Source organism: Pseudomonas sp. No.117 (assembly GCF_054558395.1).
Window position 1 is genome coordinate 150,088 of sequence record NZ_BAAJNP010000004.1, and the last position, 19,445, is coordinate 169,532.

16 protein-coding genes and 1 riboswitch are annotated in these 19,445 nt (G+C 68.1%); of the genes, 7 read left to right on the forward strand and 9 right to left on the reverse strand.

Going from position 1 to position 19,445, the window contains the following annotated elements; all coding sequences use genetic code 11:
- Positions 1-160 precede the first annotated feature (160 nt).
- Positions 161-952 carry an IclR family transcriptional regulator gene (locus ACYJP6_RS10550; RefSeq protein WP_459474934.1) on the reverse strand — a complete coding sequence of 264 codons (792 nt, stop codon included), beginning with the start codon at positions 950-952 and terminating at the stop codon, positions 161-163.
- A 255-nt stretch (positions 953-1,207) separates the two neighbouring features.
- Here ACYJP6_RS10550 and fmdA point away from each other — a divergent pair, with 255 nt between their 5' ends.
- From fmdA to ACYJP6_RS10570, 4 genes are read left to right on the forward strand one after another with little or no spacing between them, the layout of a single operon-like run.
- A complete protein-coding gene (gene fmdA / locus ACYJP6_RS10555) occupies positions 1,208-2,437 on the forward strand; it encodes a formamidase (protein ID WP_459474935.1) in 1,230 nt (409 codons plus the stop codon).
- A 25-nt stretch (positions 2,438-2,462) separates the two neighbouring features.
- Positions 2,463-2,810 carry an FmdB family zinc ribbon protein gene (locus tag ACYJP6_RS10560; protein ID WP_459474936.1) on the forward strand — a complete coding sequence of 116 codons (348 nt, stop codon included), beginning with the start codon at positions 2,463-2,465 and terminating at the stop codon, positions 2,808-2,810.
- A gap of 33 nt (positions 2,811-2,843) precedes the next feature.
- Complete coding sequence (locus ACYJP6_RS10565; protein WP_459474937.1) at positions 2,844-3,887, forward strand: aliphatic amidase; 1,044 nt, start codon at positions 2,844-2,846, stop codon at positions 3,885-3,887.
- 23 nt (positions 3,888-3,910) lie between these two features.
- On the forward strand, positions 3,911-4,942 hold the full coding sequence (locus ACYJP6_RS10570) for an AAA family ATPase (protein ID WP_459474938.1): 1,032 nt from the start codon (positions 3,911-3,913) through the stop codon (positions 4,940-4,942).
- 18 nt (positions 4,943-4,960) lie between these two features.
- On the opposite strand, the gene atzF is transcribed toward ACYJP6_RS10570, so the two are convergent.
- The 8 genes from atzF to ACYJP6_RS10610 form a co-directional block, all read right to left on the reverse strand.
- Positions 4,961-6,763 (reverse strand): allophanate hydrolase, encoded by a 1,803-nt coding sequence (gene atzF, locus ACYJP6_RS10575; protein WP_459474939.1) that lies wholly within the window; start codon positions 6,761-6,763, stop codon positions 4,961-4,963.
- 11 nt (positions 6,764-6,774) lie between these two features.
- Positions 6,775-10,374, reverse strand: a complete 3,600-nt coding sequence (uca, locus tag ACYJP6_RS10580) for an urea carboxylase (RefSeq protein ID WP_459474940.1) — start codon at positions 10,372-10,374, stop codon at positions 6,775-6,777.
- Positions 10,375-10,553: 179 nt separating this feature from the next.
- A complete protein-coding gene (locus ACYJP6_RS10585; RefSeq protein ID WP_459474941.1) occupies positions 10,554-11,189 on the reverse strand; it encodes an urea amidolyase associated protein UAAP2 in 636 nt (211 codons plus the stop codon).
- 9 nt (positions 11,190-11,198) lie between these two features.
- The gene (locus tag ACYJP6_RS10590; protein ID WP_459474942.1) at positions 11,199-11,909 is read right to left on the reverse strand and encodes an urea amidolyase associated protein UAAP1; all 711 of its coding nucleotides are present in this window, start codon (positions 11,907-11,909) and stop codon (positions 11,199-11,201) included.
- An 11-nt stretch (positions 11,910-11,920) separates the two neighbouring features.
- Entirely contained in the window at positions 11,921-12,679 is a 759-nt protein-coding gene (locus ACYJP6_RS10595) for an ABC transporter ATP-binding protein (RefSeq protein WP_459474943.1), read from the reverse strand.
- Positions 12,679-13,491, reverse strand: coding sequence for an ABC transporter permease (locus ACYJP6_RS10600; protein ID WP_459474944.1), 813 nt, complete (start codon positions 13,489-13,491; stop codon positions 12,679-12,681). Before ACYJP6_RS10600 ends, ACYJP6_RS10595 begins: the two co-directional genes overlap by 1 nt.
- 23 nt (positions 13,492-13,514) lie before the next feature.
- Positions 13,515-14,579, reverse strand: coding sequence for a putative urea ABC transporter substrate-binding protein (locus tag ACYJP6_RS10605; RefSeq protein ID WP_459474945.1), 1,065 nt, complete (start codon positions 14,577-14,579; stop codon positions 13,515-13,517).
- A gap of 51 nt (positions 14,580-14,630) precedes the next feature.
- Positions 14,631-14,730, reverse strand: a riboswitch (guanidine-I (ykkC/yxkD leader).
- A 230-nt stretch (positions 14,731-14,960) separates the two neighbouring features.
- On the reverse strand, positions 14,961-15,866 hold the full coding sequence (locus ACYJP6_RS10610) for a LysR family transcriptional regulator (protein WP_459474946.1): 906 nt from the start codon (positions 15,864-15,866) through the stop codon (positions 14,961-14,963).
- Positions 15,867-16,038: 172 nt separating this feature from the next.
- Between ACYJP6_RS10610 and ACYJP6_RS10615 the strand changes: the two genes are divergently transcribed.
- The 3 genes from ACYJP6_RS10615 to ACYJP6_RS10625 are packed head-to-tail and all read left to right on the forward strand — an operon-like array spanning position 16,039 to position 19,436.
- Entirely contained in the window at positions 16,039-17,559 is a 1,521-nt protein-coding gene (locus ACYJP6_RS10615; RefSeq protein WP_459474947.1) for an ABC transporter substrate-binding protein, read from the forward strand.
- A gap of 48 nt (positions 17,560-17,607) precedes the next feature.
- Positions 17,608-18,525: an ABC transporter permease gene (locus ACYJP6_RS10620; RefSeq protein WP_459474948.1), complete on the forward strand. Its 918-nt coding sequence runs from the start codon at positions 17,608-17,610 to the stop codon at positions 18,523-18,525.
- Between the two features lie 8 nt (positions 18,526-18,533).
- Complete coding sequence (locus ACYJP6_RS10625) at positions 18,534-19,436, forward strand: ABC transporter permease (protein ID WP_145002508.1); 903 nt, start codon at positions 18,534-18,536, stop codon at positions 19,434-19,436.
- Positions 19,437-19,445: the final 9 nt, after the last annotated feature.

Genomic DNA, 19,445 nt, shown 5'->3' on the forward strand with positions numbered 1-19,445 from the left:
ACGCACGTGCCAATCGATAGATAGGTATCGATTATCGATTCAACTTGGCAGTCGCCTGTGGCTGGGCGGCGAGCCAGACGTCTCTCAGGACCAACCGGGTGCGCGACCCGCCGGTCTGGCCCCAGTCAAAACGGTGCGCAGACCCGTGTGCCGTGCGCCGTTAGTGCGCGAGGGACTCGGATATGCTGCGGGCGCAGTCGCGCACCAGGGGCGCGAGGCGCTGCGTCGCCTCTTCCAGGGTCCAGCGGCTGGTCGGCGGCGAGAGGTGCACGGCGCCTGCCGGCACGCCGTGCCGGTCGACGATGGGGGCGGCGATGCCCATGTCGCCGAGGAACAGTTCCTCGCAATTGATGGCGTAGCCCAGGTGGCGAGCGGTCTGGATGCGGGTGAGGATGGCCTCGACGTCGGTCAGGGTGCTGGGGGTGCGGGCCTCGCGCGGCGCCGCGCCCAGCACGGCCCGGATTTCGGTGTCGTCCAGGCACCCCAGGTAGGCCCGTCCCGAACTGGTGCAGTACATGGGAATGCGCATCCCCACCGGCGTGAGCACCGGGATGGTCTGGGTGGTCATGATCTGGGCGATGTACACCATGCTCTGGTCGACCGGCTCGGTGAGGCTGGCGGTCTCGCCGGAGGCCTGGGCGAGTTGCGCCAGGTAGGGATGCGCCAGCCGCACCAGGGGATGACCCACCAGGTAGTTGAAGCCCAGCTCGATGACCTTCGGCAGCAGCCGGAAGCGTCGGGTGTGGGGGTCCCGACCGACGTAGCCCAGCACTTCGAGGGTGTGCACGGCGCGCTGCGCGGAAGCCTTGTTCATGTCGGTCAGCCGGGCGATCTCGCCGAGCGTCAGGCTGCGCTGCGCCATGAAGGTCTGCAGGACCTGCAGGCCTTTGCCCAGCGAGAGGTTGAACAGTGGGTCGGAAGGGGTGGGCGGGGTCGAGTCTTCTGCACTCATCGACGGGGTCCAGGCATGAGCGGGTTGCACCAACCTCGGGTTGGCGATGAGGGCCGGCAGGGCGCCGCCGGTGAACTGTAGCGCACTCATCGATCCGCAGGGCGTGGCCACTTGCAACCTGCGGATGCGGGGCGCCCTGAGGCGGTCGCTACGTCATCCAACGTATTTCCCCCTTTCGTCCTGGCATCAAGACTAGCTCCGGCACTCACCCGGCCCCGATGCGCGGGCTACCCACCAGGTCCAAGGAGCTTCGTCATGACCGACACCCTGATCCAGGTCGACCTCACCCAGGCCGCCACCGAGAACGAGAACGTCCACAACCGCTGGCATCCCGACATCCCCATGGCCTGCTGGGTCAAGCCAGGTGACGACTTCATCTTGGAAACCTACGACTGGACCGGTGGCGCCATCAAGAACGACGACGACGCCAGCGACGTGCGCGACGTCGACCTCTCCACCGTGCACTACCTGTCCGGTCCGGTGGGGGTCAAGGGCGCCGAGCCGGGCGACCTGCTGGTGGTCGATCTGCTCGACATCGGTGCCAAGGCCGATTCGTTGTGGGGCTTCAACGGCTTCTTCTCCAAGCAGAACGGTGGCGGCTTTCTCACCGATTACTTTCCCTCGGCGCAGAAATCCATCTGGGACTTCGAAGGGATGTTCACCAAGAGCCGGCACATCCCGGGCGTGCGCTTCGCCGGGCTGATCCACCCCGGCCTGATCGGTTGCCTGCCGGACCCCAAGCTGCTGGCCAACTGGAACGCCCGCGAACAGGAGTTGATCGACAGCAATCCGACCCGGGTGCCACCGCTGGCCAACCCGCCGTTCGCCGCCACCGCTCACCTGGGCAAGCTCACCGGCGCCGCCCGTGATGCCGCCGCGGCGACCGGTGCGCGTACCGTGCCGCCGCGCGAGCACGGCGGCAACTGTGACATCAAGGACCTCTCGCGGGGTTCGAAGATATTCTTCCCGGTCTACGTCGAGGGCGCCGGGCTCTCGGTGGGCGACCTGCACTTCAGCCAGGGCGATGGCGAGATCACCTTCTGCGGCGCCATCGAGATGGCCGGCTGGGTGCACATGAAGGTCGAGCTGATCAAGGGCGGCATGGCCAAGTACGGCATCAAGAATCCCATTTTCAAGCCCAGCCCCATCGTGCCCACCTACAACAACTTCCTGATCTTCGAAGGCATCTCGGTGGACGATGCCGGCAAGCAGCACTACCTGGACGTCAACCTGGCCTACCAGCAGGCCTGCCTCAACGCCATCGAGTACCTGAAGAAATTCGGCTACAGCGGCGCCCAGGGCTATTCGCTGCTGGGCTCGGCACCGGTGCAGGGGCATATCAGCGGGGTGGTCGACATCCCCAACGCCTGCGCCACCCTCTGGCTGCCGACCGACATCTTCGAATTCGACATCAACCCCAGCGCCGCCGGCCCGACCCGCTACCTGGACGGCAGCATCGACATGCCCATCGCCTACGACAAGTAGCGGCCCGCTCGCCAAGGAGTTCGTCATGCCGATCTACGAATACGACTGCCCGCATTGCGGTGACTTCACCCTGCTGCGGCCCATGGCCCAGCGTGACGATCCCTGCAGCTGTCCCGCCTGCGCAACGCCCAGCCCGCGGGTGATCCTCAGCGCGCCGGGTCTCGCGACCCTGGCGGGCGGCCAGCGCCGCGCCCATGAGACCAACGAGCGGGCGCGCCACGCGCCCCAATCGCTGGAGGAATACCAGGCCAAGCGCAGCCACGGTGCCGGCTGCAGTTGCTGCGCCCCGAGCAAGCCGGTGGCGCGCAGCAAGGCCAATCCCCATGGGCTGAAGACCAGTCCGTCGACCCGGCCCTGGATGATCAGCCACTGATCTCCGCTTCATCCCTTCCGAAGGAGCAACCCGATGCGCCATGGCGATATCTCCAGCAGCCCCGACACCGTCGGCGTGGCTGTCGTCAACTACCGGATGCCGCGCCTGCATACCAAGGCGGAGGTCCTCGACAACGCCCGCCAGATCGCCGCGATGATCAAGGGCATGAAGCTTGGCCTGCCGGGCATGGACCTGGTGGTGTTTCCCGAGTACAGCACCATGGGGATCATGTATGACCGCGACGAGATGATGGCTACCGCCGCGACCATCCCCGGCGAGGAGACGGCGATCTTCGCCGCCGCCTGCCGCGAGGCCAGGACCTGGGGCATCTTTTCCCTCACCGGCGAGCGCCACGAGGAGCATCCGCACAAGGCCCCGTACAACACCCTGGTGCTGATCAACGACCAGGGCGAGATCGTGCAGAAGTACCGCAAGTGCATTCCCTGGTGCCCCATCGAGGGCTGGTATCCCGGCGACCGCACCTACGTCAGCGAAGGCCCCAAGGGCCTGAAGATCAGCCTGATCATCTGCGACGACGGCAACTACCCGGAGATCTGGCGCGATTGCGCGATGAAGGGCGCCGAACTGATCGTGCGCTGCCAGGGCTACATGTATCCGGCCAAGGAACAGCAGGTGCTGATGGCCAAGACCATGGCCTGGGCCAACAACTGTTATGTGGCGGTGGCCAACGCTGCCGGCTTCGACGGGGTGTACAGCTACTTCGGCCACTCGGCGCTGATCGGCTTCGACGGCCGCACCCTGGGCGAATGCGGTGAGGAAGAGATGGGCATCCAGTACGCCCAGCTGTCGGTCTCGCAGATCCGCGACGCCCGCGCCAACGACCAGTCGCAGAACCACCTGTTCAAGTTGCTGCACCGCGGCTACACCGGCGTCTACAACTCCGGCGATGGCGACAAGGGCGTGGCCGATTGTCCCTTCGACTTCTACCGCACCTGGGTACTGGATGCGCAGAAGGCCCAGGCGGACGTCGAGCGGATGACCCGCTCCACCATCGGGGTGGCGGACTGCCCGGTGGGCGAACTGCCCCATCCGGGCCAGGAACGCCAGCTGGGCTGAAGTAGGCCGCGCGGGGAGGGAGCATGCCATTCGTCAATGACCTGTTGGAGCACAACCGCAGCCAGCTGGCCCCCGAGGGCCAGGCGCCACTGCCCTCGCGCTTCCTCTTCGAGCCGGCGGCGGTGATGGCGCTGCTGCGGGGGCGCATCCTCGGCCAGGATGCCGTGCTCGACCAGGTAGAGGCGCTGCTGAAGGTGGTCAAGGCCGACATCGGCGATCCGGAGCGGCCGCTCGGCGTCAGCCTGTTCATCGGCCCCACCGGTGTCGGCAAGACCGAGATCGTGCGGCTGCTGGCCCAGGCCATCCACGGCCGCGCGGACGCCCTCTGCCGCATCGACATGAACACCCTGGCCCAGGAACACTACGCCGCGGCCCTGGCCGGGGCGCCACCCGGCTACGTGGGCAGCAAGGAAGGCACCACCCTGTTCGATGCCGAGGCCATCGCCGGCAGCTATGGCCGCCCCGGTATCGTGCTGTTCGACGAGCTGGAAAAGGCCGATCGCCAGGTCATCCGCACCTTGCTAAACGTACTCGACAGCGGCCAGCTGGTGCTCAGCGCCGGCAGCAAGCGCCTCGATTTCCGCAACAGCCTCATCTTCATGACCAGTAACCTGGGCGCCCGCGCCGTACAGGCCTACCGCGCCCGCTTCGAGCACGGCTGGCGGCGCTGGCTCAACCTGCTGCCCCATGACCAGGATCGCGTGCTGGAAGAGGCGCTGCACGACCACTTCGACCCGGAGTTCCTCAACCGCATCGATCGGATCCTGGCCTTCCAGCGCCTCGAGCATGACTGGCTGCCCGGCCTGCTCGATATCGAACTGGCCAAGCTCAACCAGCGCCTGGGCCGCCGCGGGCGCAGCCTGGAGCTGGATGAGGGCGCCAGGGCCTTGCTCTGCCAGGGACACGACGCCCGCTTCGGCGCCCGCGACCTCGTCCGGCGCCTGCGGCGGGTGCTGGAGCCGGCGGTGGCCGCTTATCTGCTGGAGCGGCCTGAGGCCTGTCGCCTGGTGGCCGAAGAGCGCGGGCAAGGATTGCAGGTCCGCGCTCTCGATTAGAGGCCCCTCAGGCGCGTACTAGCTGCCTTTACCCGCCGCCAGCCAGGCACGCCAGCCGCCATGGGCGGTGATGTCCTCGGCTCCCGCCAGGCCATAGGGCTCGCAGATGAAGCCGGTTTCCCAGCTGCCGTCGGCCAGCTCGACCTTGCCCAGGCCGAGCGGGGCGGGGATGCCGGTGAGGAAGCTGCCCAGTTCGCTGCTGGGCAGTTCCCAGACTTCCACCTCGATGGCTGCTCCATCCTGCTCGACCCTTACCATGCCGGGCCGCAAGGGCGGTCCGCCAGCCAGGGCATAGAGGCGATAGCGCGGCGCGCTCCGGGTCAGGGCCAGGCGGCGGGAGCCGCGGGCGAGTAGTTGGCCGTTGAGTGGCAGGCCCTGCAGATGGGCGCCGCAGACCACCAGGCGGGCGCGATCATGGCGCGCGGTGCGGGCGGGCAGGGCGGCGTCCGGCAGAGTCCCGCCCACCAGCGGCAGGCCCTGGCTCTCTTGCAGCGCCGCCGCCAGGCTGAGCAGGTACTGGTCGGTGAACACCCGGCCGAACAGCGTCACGCCCCAGGGCAGGCCGTTGCTCATCACCCCGGCGGGCACCGCCACCGCCGCGTAGTCCAGCAGATTCATGAAGTTGGTGTAGTAGCCGAGGTCAGCGTTGCGTGCCACCGGCTCGGCGGCCAGCTCGGCGAGGGTGACCGGCCGGGGATAGGTCGGGGTAAGTACGCAGTCCAGCTCGGCGAGCAGGGCATCGCACTGAGCCTTGAGTGCCTGTAGCCGGTAGCCGGCGCGGAAGGCGTCCACCGCCGAGGCGTCGGGTGCCTTCTCCAGCACGGCACGGATCACTGGCAGCACCGCCTCCGGATCAGCCTCGATCAGGGCGCCGGCCACGGCGTAGCGCTCGGCTACCCAGGGGCCTTCGTAGAGCAGGCGGGCGGCTTCCAGAAAGGGTGCAAGATCCAGCGGCACGGCTTCACCACCCAGGGCTTCCAGCTGGGCCTTGGCCGCTGCGAACAGCGTGGGGCTTTCCGGGCAGCCGAGGAATTCCAGCTGGGTCGGCACGCCGAAACGGAAGGGGCGCGGCGTACCGAAGGCGCTGGCGTCGTTCCACTGCGGATTGGCGCGGCTATAGGGATCGCGCGGGTCGGGCTGGGCGCCCAGGGCCAGCAACTCGCTGGCTTCGGCGGCGGTGGCGGTAAAGAAAGTCACGCAGTCGAGGGTCTGGCAGGCCGGTACCACGCCAGCGGTGGACAGCAGCCCCTTGCTGCCCTTGAGGCCGACCAGGTTGTTCAGCGCCGCCGGCACCCGCCCGGAGCCAGCGGTATCCGTACCCAGGGCGAAACTGGCGACGCCCAGGGCCACGGCCAGTGCCGAACCGGCGCTGGAGCCTCCGGACGGGTAATCCGGATGGACGCTGTTGCGGCAGGCGCCATAGGGCGAGCGGGTGCCGTTGAGGCCGGTGGCGAACTGATCGAGATTGCACTTGCCCAGGGGTATGGCGCCCAAGGCCACCAGCCGCTCCACCAGGGTGGCGGAGCGTTCGGGCACATAGGCGTAGGCCGGGCAGGCCGCCGTGGTGGGGATGCCGGCCAGGTCGATATTGTCCTTGAGCGCGAAGGGAATGCCGTACAGCGGCAGCTCGGCCGGGTCGCGGCCGTCGAGTGCGGCCATATAGGGCTCCAGTTCCGCCGGGGTCAGCAGGTGGATGAATAGCCGATACTCAGGGTTCAGCTGCTCAGCTTTTTCCAGAAGTTCGGCCACGAGAGCCCGTGGCGTCCGGGTACCGGCGGCATAGGCGGCGCGCAGGGTGGCGAGGCGCAGGTCGAATGTCATGGCGGATTCCTTCAATTCTGGTCGATGACGAGCAGGCGCTGGCCGGCGCGGACCGGCGAACCGGGCTGGACATGGAGGTCGCGAATCCGGCCGCTGCAGGGAGCGAGCAGGGGGATTTCCATCTTCATGGATTCAAGGACGAGTAGCGGCTGGCCGGCGTCCACCTGGTCGCCAGGCTGGACCTGCGCCTGCCAGAGATTGCCGGCCACCGGACTTTCCAGTGCCTGCTGGCCAGCCGTGAGCGGCGCGTCCGTGGTCGGCTCGGCGAGGGGCTCGACGCTGTCGAAATGCGCCTGGCCGGAGTCGATCCAGCGTTGCCGCTCGGCGGCGAAGGCGGCTTGCTGGCGGCTGCGGAAGGCGGCGATGCCCTCGGCTTCGCGGGCCAGGAAGGCCTGGTAGTCGGCCAGCGACAGCTCGCTGTCCTCGATACGTAGCGGCACGCGCCCTAGGGGGAAATCCGCCCGGATGCGCAGCAACTCCTCGGCCGAGACCTCATAGAAGCGGATCTGGTCGAAGAAGCGCAGCAGATAGGGCTGGCCCTGGAAGGCCTCGACCTCGCGGTAGCGATTCCACATCTGCAGGGTACGACCGACGAACTGGTAACCGCCCGGTCCCTCCATGCCATAGACGCACAGATAGGCGCCGCCGATGCCCACCGAGTTTTCCGCGGTCCAGGTGCGTGCCGGGTTGTACTTGGTGGTCACCAGCCGATGCCGTGGATCGAGCGGGGTGGCGACCGGTGCCCCGAGGTAGACATCGCCCAGCCCCATCACCAGGTAACTGGCGTCGAAGACGATGCCCTTGACCGCCTCCAGGGAGTCTAGGTCATTCACCCGACGGATGAATTCCAGGTTGCTCGGGCACCAGGGCGCGTCCTTGCGTACCGTGGTGGCGTACTTCTCGATGGCCAGGCGGCAGGCCGGATCGTCCCAGGATAGCGGCAGGTGGACGATGCGCGAGGGCACCCGCAGGTCCTGGGCATCGCCCAGCGCCTGCCAGCAGCGACCGACCGCCGCCAGCAGCTCGGGCAGCGGCAGCGCCTCGGGCTGGTAGTGCACCTGCAGCGAGCGGATGCCAGGGGTGAGTTCGCACAGGCCGGGCAGCGCCAGGGCGGCCAGCGCCTGCATCAGCCCATGGCCGCGAAAGCGCAGGGCCAGGTCCAGCTCCGCTGGGCCGATCTCCAACAGCAGATGGGTGTCCCCGGAGAGCCGCGCCACCAGGCGCTCGGCGCCCTGGCCCAGGTCCAGCACCACGGGATCGCCGCGCTCGGGCGTGATGGCGATCTCCGCCTGCGGCTGCAAGCTGCTTTCCTCGGCCAGGCGTGCCTGCTGCAGACGCCGCGCTGTGGCCAGGTCCACCGGCAGGAAGCGCACCCGGTCACCGGCCTTGAGTTGGCCCAGTTGCCAGAGATCGGCCTCGATCACCGTGACCGGGCAGACGAAGCCGCCCAGGCTGGGCCCGTCCGGGCCGAGGATGACCGGCATGTCGCCGGTGAAATCCACGGCGCCCACCGCATAGGGATTATCGTGGATATTGGAGGGATGCAGACCGGCTTCACCGCCGTCCTCTCGCGTCCACTCCGGCTTGGGTCCGATCAGCCTTACCCCGGTGCGGCTGGAATTGAAGTGCACCTCCCAGTCGGTGGCGAGAAAGAGGTCGAGATAGGCCGGGCTGAAATAGTCCGGCGCGCCATGGGGACCGTAGATGACGCGCAGGGTCCGAGTGGCGTGCAGGTGCGTGGTCAGCGCCTCCGGCAGACGGGCGCCCGTGCTCGGGTCACTCAGGGCATGGAAATGCAGCACGTCGCCTGCGCGCAGGGCGCGGCCGCCATGACCACCGAACTGGCCGAGGGTGAAGGTGCTGCGGCTGCCCAGGTATTCGGGTAGATCCAGGCCGCCGCGTAGGCAAAGGTAGCTGCGCGCACCCGCGCCCTCGATGGCGCCCAATTGCAGGGTGGCACCGGCCGGTACCCGGAAGACGCTGTCCATGGCCTGGGGCTGGTCATCCAGCAGGATCGGCAGGGCCGCGCCGGTGATGGCCACCACGGCCGCGGTGTTGAATCTGAGGGTGGGGCCGGCCAGGGTGATTTCCAGGGCGGCGGCGCGCTCGTCGTTACCCAGCAGACGATTGCCCAGGCGCAGGGCGCGGTCGTCCATGGGGCCGGACGGCGGAATCCCCACCGACCAGTAGCCGAGTCGACCGGGGGCATCCTGCACCGTGGTCTGGGTGCCGGCGCTGAGCACCTCCAGGGTGGTCGCCTGGTAGCTGAGGCCTTCCAGGCAGCGGGTCCAGGGCTGGCCACTGGTGAAGGGTGCAGCGGCGAGGATCTGCCGCAGGTAGTCGCGATTGGTTTCCACGCCGTAGAGCTGGGTCTCGGCCAGGGCCTGGTCGAGGCGCTGCCGAGCGGCGTCGCGGTCGGGCGCCCAGGCGATGAGCTTGGCCACCAGGGGATCGAAGTAGGGCGGGATCTCGCAGCCAGCCTCGACCCAGGTATCCAGGCGCAGGGCGCGGCCGTCCGCGGCCGGGAAGTCGACCTGGGTGAGCAAGCCCGGGCTCGGCTGGAAATCGCGGCCCGGGTCCTCGGCATAGAGGCGCGCCTGGATGGCATGACCCGCGGGATGGAGACCCTGGGCCAGCTCGGCCAGCGGCGGCAGTTCGCCGGCCGCCAGTTCGATCATCCAGCGCACCAGGTCGACGCCCCAGACCTGCTCGGTGACCCCGTGCTCGACCTGCAAGCGGGTGTTCACCTCCAGGAAATAGAAACGGTCGGCGGCGCTGTCGTAGACGAATTCCACGGTACCGGCGCTGCGATAACCCACCGCGCGGGTCAGGGCCAGGGCGGCGGCGCAGAGCGCCTCGGCCATGCCGGCCGGCAGGTTGGGCGCGGGGGTTTCTTCCAGTACCTTCTGGTTGCGCCGCTGCACCGAGCAGTCGCGCACCCCCAGCGCTAGCACCTCGCCCTGGCCATCGCCGAACACCTGCACCTCCAGGTGCCGCGCCCGTTCGATGTATTTCTCCAGAAAGACGCCGGCGTCACTAAAGTTGTTCTGCCCCAGGCGGCGCACAGCGTCGAAGGCCTCGCTCAAGTCGCTGGCCGAGCGGCAGACGCGCATGCCGATGCCACCGCCGCCCGCAGTGCTCTTGAGCATCACCGGATAGCCGATCTGCTCGGCAGCGCTCAGCGCGGCGGCCAGGTCTTCCAGTAGCTCGGTGCCTTCCAGCAGGGGCACGCCCTGGGCCCGTGCCAGGGCGCGCGCGGTGTGCTTGAGGCCGAAGGTGCGCAGTTGCTCGGGGGTAGGGCCGACGAAGGCGATGCCGGCGACCTCGCAGGCTTCGGCGAAGGCGGCGTTCTCCGAGAGAAAGCCATAACCGGGGTGGATGGCCTGGGCGCCGCTGCGGCGAGCCACGTCGAGCAGCTTGGCGGTGTCCAGGTAGGTCGCCGCGGCGGCGCCCTCACCGAGGCTGAAGGCCTGGTCGGCACCGCTGACATGGCGGCTGGCGCGGTCGGCTTCGCTGTAGACGGCGACCGAGGCGACGCCCAGCTCGCGCAGGGTGCGCTGGATTCGGCAGCCAATGGCGCCACGGTTGGCGATGAGCAGGGTGGTGAACATTCGAGGCATCCTCGAAGGTGGCGGGCCGTCCCGCCGGGTAAGAGCTCTCGGGGTCGTCCTCGAGAGGCGCACGAAGGTGGCTGATTAGGGCTGGCGCGGATCTCAATAGCGCCCGGCGCGTAGCTCGCAGAAGCGCTGGAGGCGCGGTCGCAGCCAGTGCCAGAAGCGCGCGGTACGGCTTAGTCCCATAGCAGTACCTCCGCCGGCGTCGGATTCCAGCCATTGCAAGGGTTGTTCAGTTGCGGGCAATTGGAGATCAGCAGGATGACGTCCATCTCGGCACGCAACTCCACGTACTTGCCGGCGCCGGAGATGCCGTCCTCGAAGGTCAGGCCGCCGTCGGCGGTCACCGGCACGTTCATGAAGAAGTTGATGTTGGCGCCGATGTCGCGCTTGCCCAGGCGCCCGTCATGGCCCCCGGCGCAGAGGAAGTTGTCGCGGCAGCTGTGCATCTGGCGGCGGTCGAAGGCGTAGCGCACCGTGTTGCTCTCCTGAGAGCAGGCGCCGCCCAGGGTGTCGTGGCGGCCACAGGTGTCGGCGACGATGGTCAGCAGGGGATTGCCAAGGTTGGAGTAGAGCACGCTGCCGGTGGACAGGTAGACCCGTCCCTGGCGCCTAAGGGTGCGCTGGGGATCGTAGCGCTCCTGCGGGTTGGCGGCGGCATAGAAGAGGGTGTCCACCGCCTGGTTGCCTTCCAGGTCATGGATGCGCAGGGTCTGGCCGGCCTTGATTTCCTTGAGGTAAGGCGCCCCGGCGGGCAGGACGGCGCGGTAGCTGGCCTCTTCCGGGCGTTTGGTGCTGGCGTTCAGGGTCATGGCGAGGCCTCAGACGAAGTAGCGGGCGGTGTTCTGGAAGGCGCGCTCGTTTTCCGGGCGCGAGGTGCGGCAGCCCTCGGCCACCTCGGGCGTGGCGCGCAACTGGGTCAGCTCGACCGGCCGCGGCGCATAGACCGGATCGGGGTCCAGCGGATGCTGCAGGGCGGTGAGCACCACCAGGGTGTTCATGGGCGCATAGAGCTCGACGACATCGCCGGCGCGGGAATTGCCCGGGACGAAGCTGAAGGCGCCCTCGGCATCCACGTCGACCCGGCTGAACAGATTCAGGGTCATCAGCAGGTCTTCGAGGCCCAGGCCCCACTTGGCTAACTCCACCAGCAGGTTGTCGGTACCGTTGCGGTGGAAGCCGTTGCGCAGCTCCTGGTAACGACCCTCGCCGTACCGCTCGGCCACCTCGGCGGCGTTGGCCACGCCGCCGAAGCTGTCGTGCCAGCCGCAGGTGTCACGCACCAGCGCCGCCAGCACCCGGCCCATGTCGGAGTAGAGGCAGTGGCCGGCGGTGAGGCGGGCGGTGTGCTGGCCCTTGAGGGTATCGGGCAGGTTCAGGCGTTCGCTGCGGTCGTCGGCGTTGAACAGCAGCAGGCTGACGTTGGCGCCGCCCTCCACATCGGTCAGCCGCAGGATCTGGCCGCGGCGGAGGATGAAGGAGGCGGTGCCACCGCCGGGAATGCGTTCCTGGTAGAGCACGTCGTCAGGCATGGGTGACCTCGTCAGGTAAGGGCCGGCTGCGCCGTCGCCGGAGCGAGGGTGCGAGCCTTGGCGGTCAGGGGAATGTCGTAGGTGATGCGGGCGCCATAGGCACCGGGGGCCTGGGGGTCCTGGCGGACCTTGTCGAACACCAGCACCCGGGTGGCCAGGCTGAAGCCCTCGTGCAGGTCATGGGTGACCATGAACACGGTCAGCGGCCGCTCGTGCCAAAGCTCCAGCAGCAGGGCATGCATGTCCTTGCGGATGCCCGGGTCCAGGGCACCGAAAGGCTCGTCCAAGAGCAGGATGCGCGGCCGGACGATCAGCGCCTGGGCGATGGCGAGGCGCTGCTGCATGCCGCCGGAGAGCTGGCCCGGGTACTTGTCCAGTGCCTGGCCGAGCCCGACCCGTTCGAGCAGCGCCGCGGCCTGGGCCCGTGCCTCGCGCTTGGCGCCGCCCAGCAGCCGGCCGAGCAGGGGAGCCTTGGGCAATTCCAGGCCCAGGGCGACGTTGTCCAGCACGGTCAGGTGGGGAAACACCGAGTAGCGCTGGAAGACCACCCCGCGCTCGGGGTCCGGCTCCGCCGACAGCGGCCGGCCATCGATGCGGATCTCGCCGCGACTGGGCCGCTCCTGGCCGAGCAGCAGTCGCAGGAAGGTCGACTTGCCGCAACCGGAGGCGCCGACCAGGGCGCAGAATTCGCCTTCGCGCACCTGCAGGTTCAGGCCTTCCAGGACCACCTGCTCGCCATAGCGCTGCCAGAGATTGCTGACCTCGATCATCAACGCGCCTCCCCAAACCAGGGGAAGGCGCGCCGGGTGAGCAGGCGCAGCCCGGCATCCATCAGCCAGGCGAGCAGGGTGATCCAGGCGACATAGGGCAGGATCACGTCCATCGCCAGATAACGCCGCACCAGGAAGATGCGATAGCCCAGGCCATCGGTGGCGGCGATGGCTTCGGCGGCGATGAGGAACAGCCAGGCGGCGCCCAGTTGCAGCCGCAAGGCGATGAGCAGGCGTGGCAGCAGCTGCGGCAGCACCAGCCGCAGGATCACCGTCCAGCTGTTGGCCCCCAGGGTCTGGGCCTTGATCAGCAACTCCCGCGGCAATTCCCGGGCGCGCTGGTCCAGCTCGCGGATCAGCACTGGCGTCACCCCGATCACGATCAGCATCACCTTGGCCAACTCGCCCAGGCCGAAGACGATGAAGAGGATCGGCAGGATCGCTAGCGGCGGGATCATCGACAGCACCGTGACCAGCGGTGACAGCGGCGCTCCTACCAGCGGCAGGCTACCGGCGGCGATGCCCACCACCAGGGCGATCAGCGCGGCGATGCCCAGGCCGATGCCGAGGCGTTGCAGGCTGGCCAGGGTGTCCTGCCAGAAGGGATAGCCGCCGGTGCGGACGTCGGCGGTGAAGGCCAGGCGCTGCACCGCATCGGCCATCTGCGCCACGCTCGGCAGGAGCTTGTCGCTGGGGTTCTCCGCCAGCCGCGTGGCCGAGCCGACCAGATAGAGGAGGGCGAGCAGGGCAAAGGGCAGCAGCACCAGCAGGAGCCGGCCACCGCGGTCGGGATGCCGATTGATGAAGCGCATGGGAGTCTTCCTCGCGACCGGGCTCAGAGCTTGCCGTCGGCAGCCAGCTGCACGAAGGTCGGGTCGAAGCGCAGCTTGAGGTTATTGGCGTCACCCGTGGTCTTGCCGCCGGGATAGGCGATGCCGATGGCGTCGGCACTGGGCGCGCCCTGGCCCAGCAGGCCGTGGTCGAAGGAGAAGTGGGCGATCCGCTGCATGGTGGCGGGCAGCGCGGGGTCCTTGACGAAGGCGGCCGCTTCCGCGGGCGTGGCGAACAGGCGGGTCTTGTCGAGCTGCGCCTGGAAGCCGGCGAGATCGGTGCCGGAGGCCTTGGCCATGGCTTCCAGAGCGGCCTTGCCCTTGGCATCGCCGGACTTCATCAGCGCCATCATCTCGAACCAGGCACCGGTCAAGGCCTTGCCCAGGGCGGGGTTATCCTTGAGCGTGGCCGTGTTCACCACCAGCATGTCGAGGATCTCGCCGGGGATCTTGCTGGAGTCGAACACCTCGGTGGTGTCCGGCTGGGCCTTGATCTCCGCCAGCAGGGGATTCCAGGTCACCACGTTACGCACGTCGGGCGTCTGGAAGGCGGCCACCATGTCGGCGTCGGAGGTATTGACGGTGGTGAGGTCCTTTTCAGACATGCCCACGGTCTGCAGCGCCCGCGCCAGCAGGTAGTGGGAGACCGAGAATTGCACCAGGTTGACCTGCTGGCCCTTGAGGTCGGCCAGGGTCTTGCCCTTGCCCTTCAGCACCACGCCATCGTTGCCGTTGGAGTAGTCGCTGACGATCAGCGCCGTGCTGTCCACGCCACCGGCGGCCGGAATGGTCAGGGCGTCCATGTTGGTCATGGCGCAGCCATCGAACTGGCCAGCGGTGTACTGATTGATGGATTCGACGTAGTCGTTGAGCTGCACGACCTCGACATGGATGCCGTATTTCTTGGCCCACTTGTCGATGATGCCCTGGGCCTGGGCTTCGCCCCAGGGCATCCAGCCGGCGTAGATCGTCCAGCACACCTTGAAGTCGTCGCGCGGCGCCGCCTGAGCGGTGGCACCGAGCAGCAGGGAACAGCCGAGAACGAGCGAGGCGAGCAGGGGATGGCGCATGGGACCTCCAATAGGATGGACGACGGGACAGGAGCACGCGACTGGCGCTGTGTCTCCCGGGCTTTTGTCCCGCCGTGTAACCCCATCAGAGGTCGACGACTCTCGGACCAGACACTCGCCTTGGCGAGCCGGAACCCTAGTCGTCCATTGCAAATTGTGGTGCATCAAACCGGCTGGCCGGTGCTCCTGCACAGGCTAGGCAAAGCCAGATGCGTGCCAGGTGCCGCCAAGCCCCATGGCCAGGGGGATGGCGCTGCTTGCAGGGTGCGGGAGCGAACGCGTGGCGCTCCGTTGCAGTGCGCTCCAGGCCTCCGGCTGCACCGCTTTGATCCAGTGGCGAAGGGCGATCTTCTCCGGCCAGCAGTTGGTGCCTAACCCACCTCATTGCTCCAGCGCTCTTACGAGAAACGTGCGAAAGGCCGCTACCGCCGGCGGCAGCTCCCGTCCAGCCATGCTCTGCAACTCGATCCGGCGCGCGGCCAGGCCCTCGTCCAGCAGCGGCAGGGCGACCAGCTGGCCTTCGCGCAGGCGGCTGCGCAGGCTGAGTTCGCTGGACAGGCAGACGCCGCCGCCCAGGGCGGCGAAGCGGTAGAGCGCCTGCATGTTGTTGCTCACCAGCACCGGCTCGAAGGACAGCCCCTGGACACCACAGCAGATGTCGAACAGCTGGCGCACCGTGGTATCGGGCATGGGGATGGCCAGGGGATAGGGCTGCAGATCAACCAGCGCCAGGCCGGTGCGCCCGGCGAGGGGGTGGTCGGGCGCGACGATGGCCTCGATGGCGCCGCTCAGGGTGGCTTCGACGCGGATGTCGGGCGCGGGCTTGAGGCTGAAGGTGAGGCCCAGGTCGGCATCGCCTTCCTGTACCCGGCGGGTCACCGTGGCCGGTGCCCCGACTTCCAGGGAAAACTGGATACCAGCGTAGCCGCGGCGAAAGGCGACGATGAGCTCGGGCAGGAAGTCCAGCGAGAAGCCTTCGGTGGTGGCCAGGCGCACCTGGCCGCGGTGCAGGTCGGACAGCCCGCGCAGCTCGGCGGCCACCTGCTCGCTGGCCAGCTGTGCCTTGCGCGCATGGGCCGCCAGCCGCTCGCCGGCGGCACTGGGCACCACGCCGCGGGCGCGACGTTCCAGCAGCGGCGTCTCCAGCTCGCGTTCGAGCTTGGCGATCTGCCGGCTCACGGCGCTGGCCGCGACGTTGAGGCGCTGGGACGCCTCGCTGATGGAGCCGCAGCGCACCACCTCGAGGAAATAGCGCAGTGCGGTGGACTGGATGCCGTGCAGATGCATGCTGCCTCCTTTGCCGAAATGGCATGGCTTGCATCTAAATATTCTGCTTGTGGCATGGGATGGCAAGACCTAGAGTCGAGCCAAGAGACCAACAAAACAGGTAACGCCAGCACCCCTTTCCCGCGCTTCGCGGACCTGCCTTTGACCAACCACCGCCCCGGAGACAGACGGCATGGGACTCAAAGGTTTCGCTTGTGGCATCGCGTTTTCCCTCTTCCTGGCCCAGGGCCAGGCCTTCGCCAGCAAGGCGAACGACACCCTGGTCTACGCCTCCGACACCGAGCCCGAGAACGTCAGCCCCTATCACAACGACGCCCGGGAAGGCGTCATCCTCGCCCACCTGGCCTGGGACACCCTGGTCTACCGCGATCCCCAGACCGGCGAGTACCGCCCCATGCTGGCCACCCACTGGCAGCAGGTCGATCCGCTGACCCTGGACTTCGACCTGCGCCAGGGCGTGACCTTCCACAACGGCGATCCCTTCAGCGCCGACGACGTGGTCTTCACCTTCAACTACGTGGCCTCGCCCGAGGGCAAGGTGGTCACCCAGCAGAACGTCAACTGGATCAAGAGCGCCGAGAAGCTCGGCGACTACAAGGTCCGCCTGCACCTCAAGCAGCCCTTTCCCGCGGCGCTGGAATACCTCGCCAATCCCTTGCCCATCTACCCCGGCAAATACTTCCAGCAGGTCGGCCTGGCCGGCTTCGCGCAGAAGCCGGTGGGCACCGGGCCCTACCGCATCGTCTCGGTCACCAGCGGGCAGGGCGTCAAGCTGGAGCGCAATCCCGACTACTTCAAGGACAGCCCCCAGGGGCAACCGCGCATCGGCCATATCGAATTCCGCGTCATCCCGGATGCCGAGACGCGTCTCGCCGAGCTGATGACCGGTGGCATCGACTGGGCCTGGCGCGTGGCGCCGGACCAGGCCGAGCAGCTCAAGGCAGCGCCCAACCTGACGGTGGAGAGTGGTGCCAGCATGCGGATCGGCTTCCTCAGCATGGACGCCCAGGGCACGTCCTCGCCGGACTCGCCCTTCGCCAAGGCGGAGGTGCGCCAGGCGGTCAACTACGCCATCAACCGCCAGGCCATCGCCAGCCAGCTCATGGGTGGCGGCAGCCAGCCGCTGCAGGTGGCCTGCTATCCGCAGCAGTTCGGCTGCGATGCCAAGGCGGTGCCGGGCTACCCCTACGACCCGGCGAAGGCCAAGGCCCTGCTCAAGGCCGCCGGCTATCCCAATGGCTTCAGTACCGAGATCTTCGCCTACCGCGAGCGGGACGTGGTCGAGGCAATGATCGGCGACCTGCGCGCGGTGGGCATCGACGCCAAGCTGCGCTACCTGAAGTACGCCGCCCTGCGTGACCAGCAGCGCGCCGGCAAGGTGCCCATGGCTTTTCTGGCCTGGGGCTCCTTTTCCATCGCCGACGCCTCGGCGGCCACTGGCGTCTATTTCAAGGGCAATGCCGACGACGTGGCCAAGGATCCCCAGGTGATCGACTGGCTCAAGGTCGCCGATACCGCCATGGACCCACAGGTTCGCCAGGACAACTACCGCAAGGCGTTGCAGCGGATCGCCGCCCAGGCCTACTGGGCGCCGGTGTTCAACTACTCCATCAACTACGCCTTCACCTCGGACCTGGCCTTCCAGCCCTATCCGGACGAGTTGCCCCGTTTCGCCCTGGCGCACTGGAACTGATCCGTCCCCGCGCTCCCGGTCGGGGCGCCTTCAGCCGAGGAACCGCGCATGTCCGCCTATCTCTTGCGCCGCCTGGGTATCGCCCTGGCCGTAGCCTTCACCGTTTCCCTGGTCAGCTTCTTCCTGCTGCATCTCTCCGGCGACCTGGCCACCGCCATCGCCGGACCGGAAGCCACCGCCGAACAGATCGAGGTGGTGCGTCACCAACACGGGCTGGACAAGCCCCTGCCCACCCAGTACGTGGAGTGGGTGGGGCAGTTGCTACGCCTGGACCTTGGCCAGTCGTTCTTCTTCCAGGAGTCCGTGCGTGACCTCATCGCCACCCGCTTGCCGATCACCCTGACCCTGGGTGCCATCGCCCTGGCAGTGGCCCTGCTGATCGCCATTCCCCTGGGGGTGCTGGCCGCGGTCAAGCGCGACACCTGGATCGACCGGCTGGCGCTGACCCTGGCCACCTTCGGCCAGGCGATGCCGAGCTTCTGGTTCGCCCTGGTGCTGATCGTCATCTTCGCCGTGACCCTGCACTGGCTGCCGGTCTCCGGCAACACCACCTGGCAGCACTTCATCCTCCCGGCGGTCGCCCTGGGCTACTACGCCACGCCCTCGCTGATGCGCCTGACCCGCGCCGGCATGCTCGACGTGCTCGGCGCCGACTACATCCGCACCGCCCGGGCCAAGGGCCTGAGTCCGGCACGGGTGCTGTTCAAGCACGCCCTGCGCAACGCGCTGATCCCGGTGGTGGCCCTCGCCGCGGTGGAGTTCGGCTTCATGCTGGGCGGCTCGGTGGTGATCGAGGCGGTGTTCTCCCTGCAGGGCATCGGCCAGCTGGCCTGGGACGCCATCGCCCGCAACGACTTCCCGGTGGTCCAGGCCATCGTCCTCTTGATCGCGCTGATCTACATCGTGCTGACCCTGGTCGCCGATCTGCTCAACGCCTTGCTCGACCCGCGCATCCGCGTGCGCTAGGAGGCTCCATGACCGTCGCCAACCCCTTCGTCCTCGACGACTACCTGCCACCGCGGCCAACCCTCAATCGCCAGCTGCGCCGCTGGTTCGGTCACCGCGGCTTCGCCCTCGGCGCGCTGCTGCTCCTGCTGATCGTGCTGGCCGCCCTGGCCGCACCCTGGCTGGCGCCCCACGATCCCTATGCCCAGGACGTGATGCAACGGATGAAGCCGCCGGTGTGGATGGCGAAGGGCACCTGGGCCCATCCGCTGGGCACCGACAAGCTCGGCCGCGACTACCTGTCCCGCTTGCTCTATGGGGCGCGCATCTCGCTGTTCATCGGCCTGGCCGCGGCGCTCATCTCCGGCGCCATCGGCACGCTGCTGGGGGTGCTGGCCGGCTATTACGGCGGCAAGGTCGATGCCCTGGTGAGCTACCTGGTGACCACCCGCCTGGCGCTGCCGGTGGTGATGGTGGCCCTGGCCGCGGCCTCCCTGGTCGGGGGCTCGCTGCAGGTGGTGGTGATCCTGCTCGGCTGCCTGCTGTGGGACCGCTTCGCCGTGGTGGTACGGGCCGCGGTGCAGCAGATCCGCGATGCCGAGTACGTCACCGCCGCCCAGGCGCTGGGCTGTTCCACCTGGCGGGTCATCGTCGGCGAGATCCTGCCCAACCTGCTGGGCGCCCTGATCGTGGTGATCACCCTGGAGATGGCCCACGCCATCCTGCTGGAGGCGACCCTGTCCTTCCTCGGCGTGGGGGTGCAACCGCCGCTGCCGTCCTGGGGGCTGATGATCGCCGAGGGCAAACCCTACATGTTCTTTTCGCCCTGGGTGATCGCCATTCCCGGCATCGCCCTGATGCTGCTGGTGCTGGCCATCAACCTGGTCGGCGACGGCATCCGTGACCTGGCCGCCCCCGACGGCCGCAACTGACTGGAGGTC

Coding starts and splice junctions, on each gene's coding strand:
- ACYJP6_RS10550 (WP_459474934.1), bottom strand. CDS start 952: ATGAGTGCAGAAGACTCGACCCCGCCCACCCCTTCCGACCCACTGTTC.
- fmdA (WP_459474935.1), top strand. CDS start 1,208: ATGACCGACACCCTGATCCAGGTCGACCTCACCCAGGCCGCCACCGAG.
- ACYJP6_RS10560 (WP_459474936.1), top strand. CDS start 2,463: ATGCCGATCTACGAATACGACTGCCCGCATTGCGGTGACTTCACCCTG.
- ACYJP6_RS10565 (WP_459474937.1), top strand. CDS start 2,844: ATGCGCCATGGCGATATCTCCAGCAGCCCCGACACCGTCGGCGTGGCT.
- ACYJP6_RS10570 (WP_459474938.1), top strand. CDS start 3,911: ATGCCATTCGTCAATGACCTGTTGGAGCACAACCGCAGCCAGCTGGCC.
- atzF (WP_459474939.1), bottom strand. CDS start 6,763: ATGACATTCGACCTGCGCCTCGCCACCCTGCGCGCCGCCTATGCCGCC.
- uca (WP_459474940.1), bottom strand. CDS start 10,374: ATGTTCACCACCCTGCTCATCGCCAACCGTGGCGCCATTGGCTGCCGA.
- ACYJP6_RS10585 (WP_459474941.1), bottom strand. CDS start 11,189: ATGACCCTGAACGCCAGCACCAAACGCCCGGAAGAGGCCAGCTACCGC.
- ACYJP6_RS10590 (WP_459474942.1), bottom strand. CDS start 11,909: ATGCCTGACGACGTGCTCTACCAGGAACGCATTCCCGGCGGTGGCACC.
- ACYJP6_RS10595 (WP_459474943.1), bottom strand. CDS start 12,679: ATGATCGAGGTCAGCAATCTCTGGCAGCGCTATGGCGAGCAGGTGGTC.
- ACYJP6_RS10600 (WP_459474944.1), bottom strand. CDS start 13,491: ATGCGCTTCATCAATCGGCATCCCGACCGCGGTGGCCGGCTCCTGCTG.
- ACYJP6_RS10605 (WP_459474945.1), bottom strand. CDS start 14,579: ATGCGCCATCCCCTGCTCGCCTCGCTCGTTCTCGGCTGTTCCCTGCTG.
- ACYJP6_RS10610 (WP_459474946.1), bottom strand. CDS start 15,866: ATGCATCTGCACGGCATCCAGTCCACCGCACTGCGCTATTTCCTCGAG.
- ACYJP6_RS10615 (WP_459474947.1), top strand. CDS start 16,039: ATGGGACTCAAAGGTTTCGCTTGTGGCATCGCGTTTTCCCTCTTCCTG.
- ACYJP6_RS10620 (WP_459474948.1), top strand. CDS start 17,608: ATGTCCGCCTATCTCTTGCGCCGCCTGGGTATCGCCCTGGCCGTAGCC.
- ACYJP6_RS10625 (WP_145002508.1), top strand. CDS start 18,534: ATGACCGTCGCCAACCCCTTCGTCCTCGACGACTACCTGCCACCGCGG.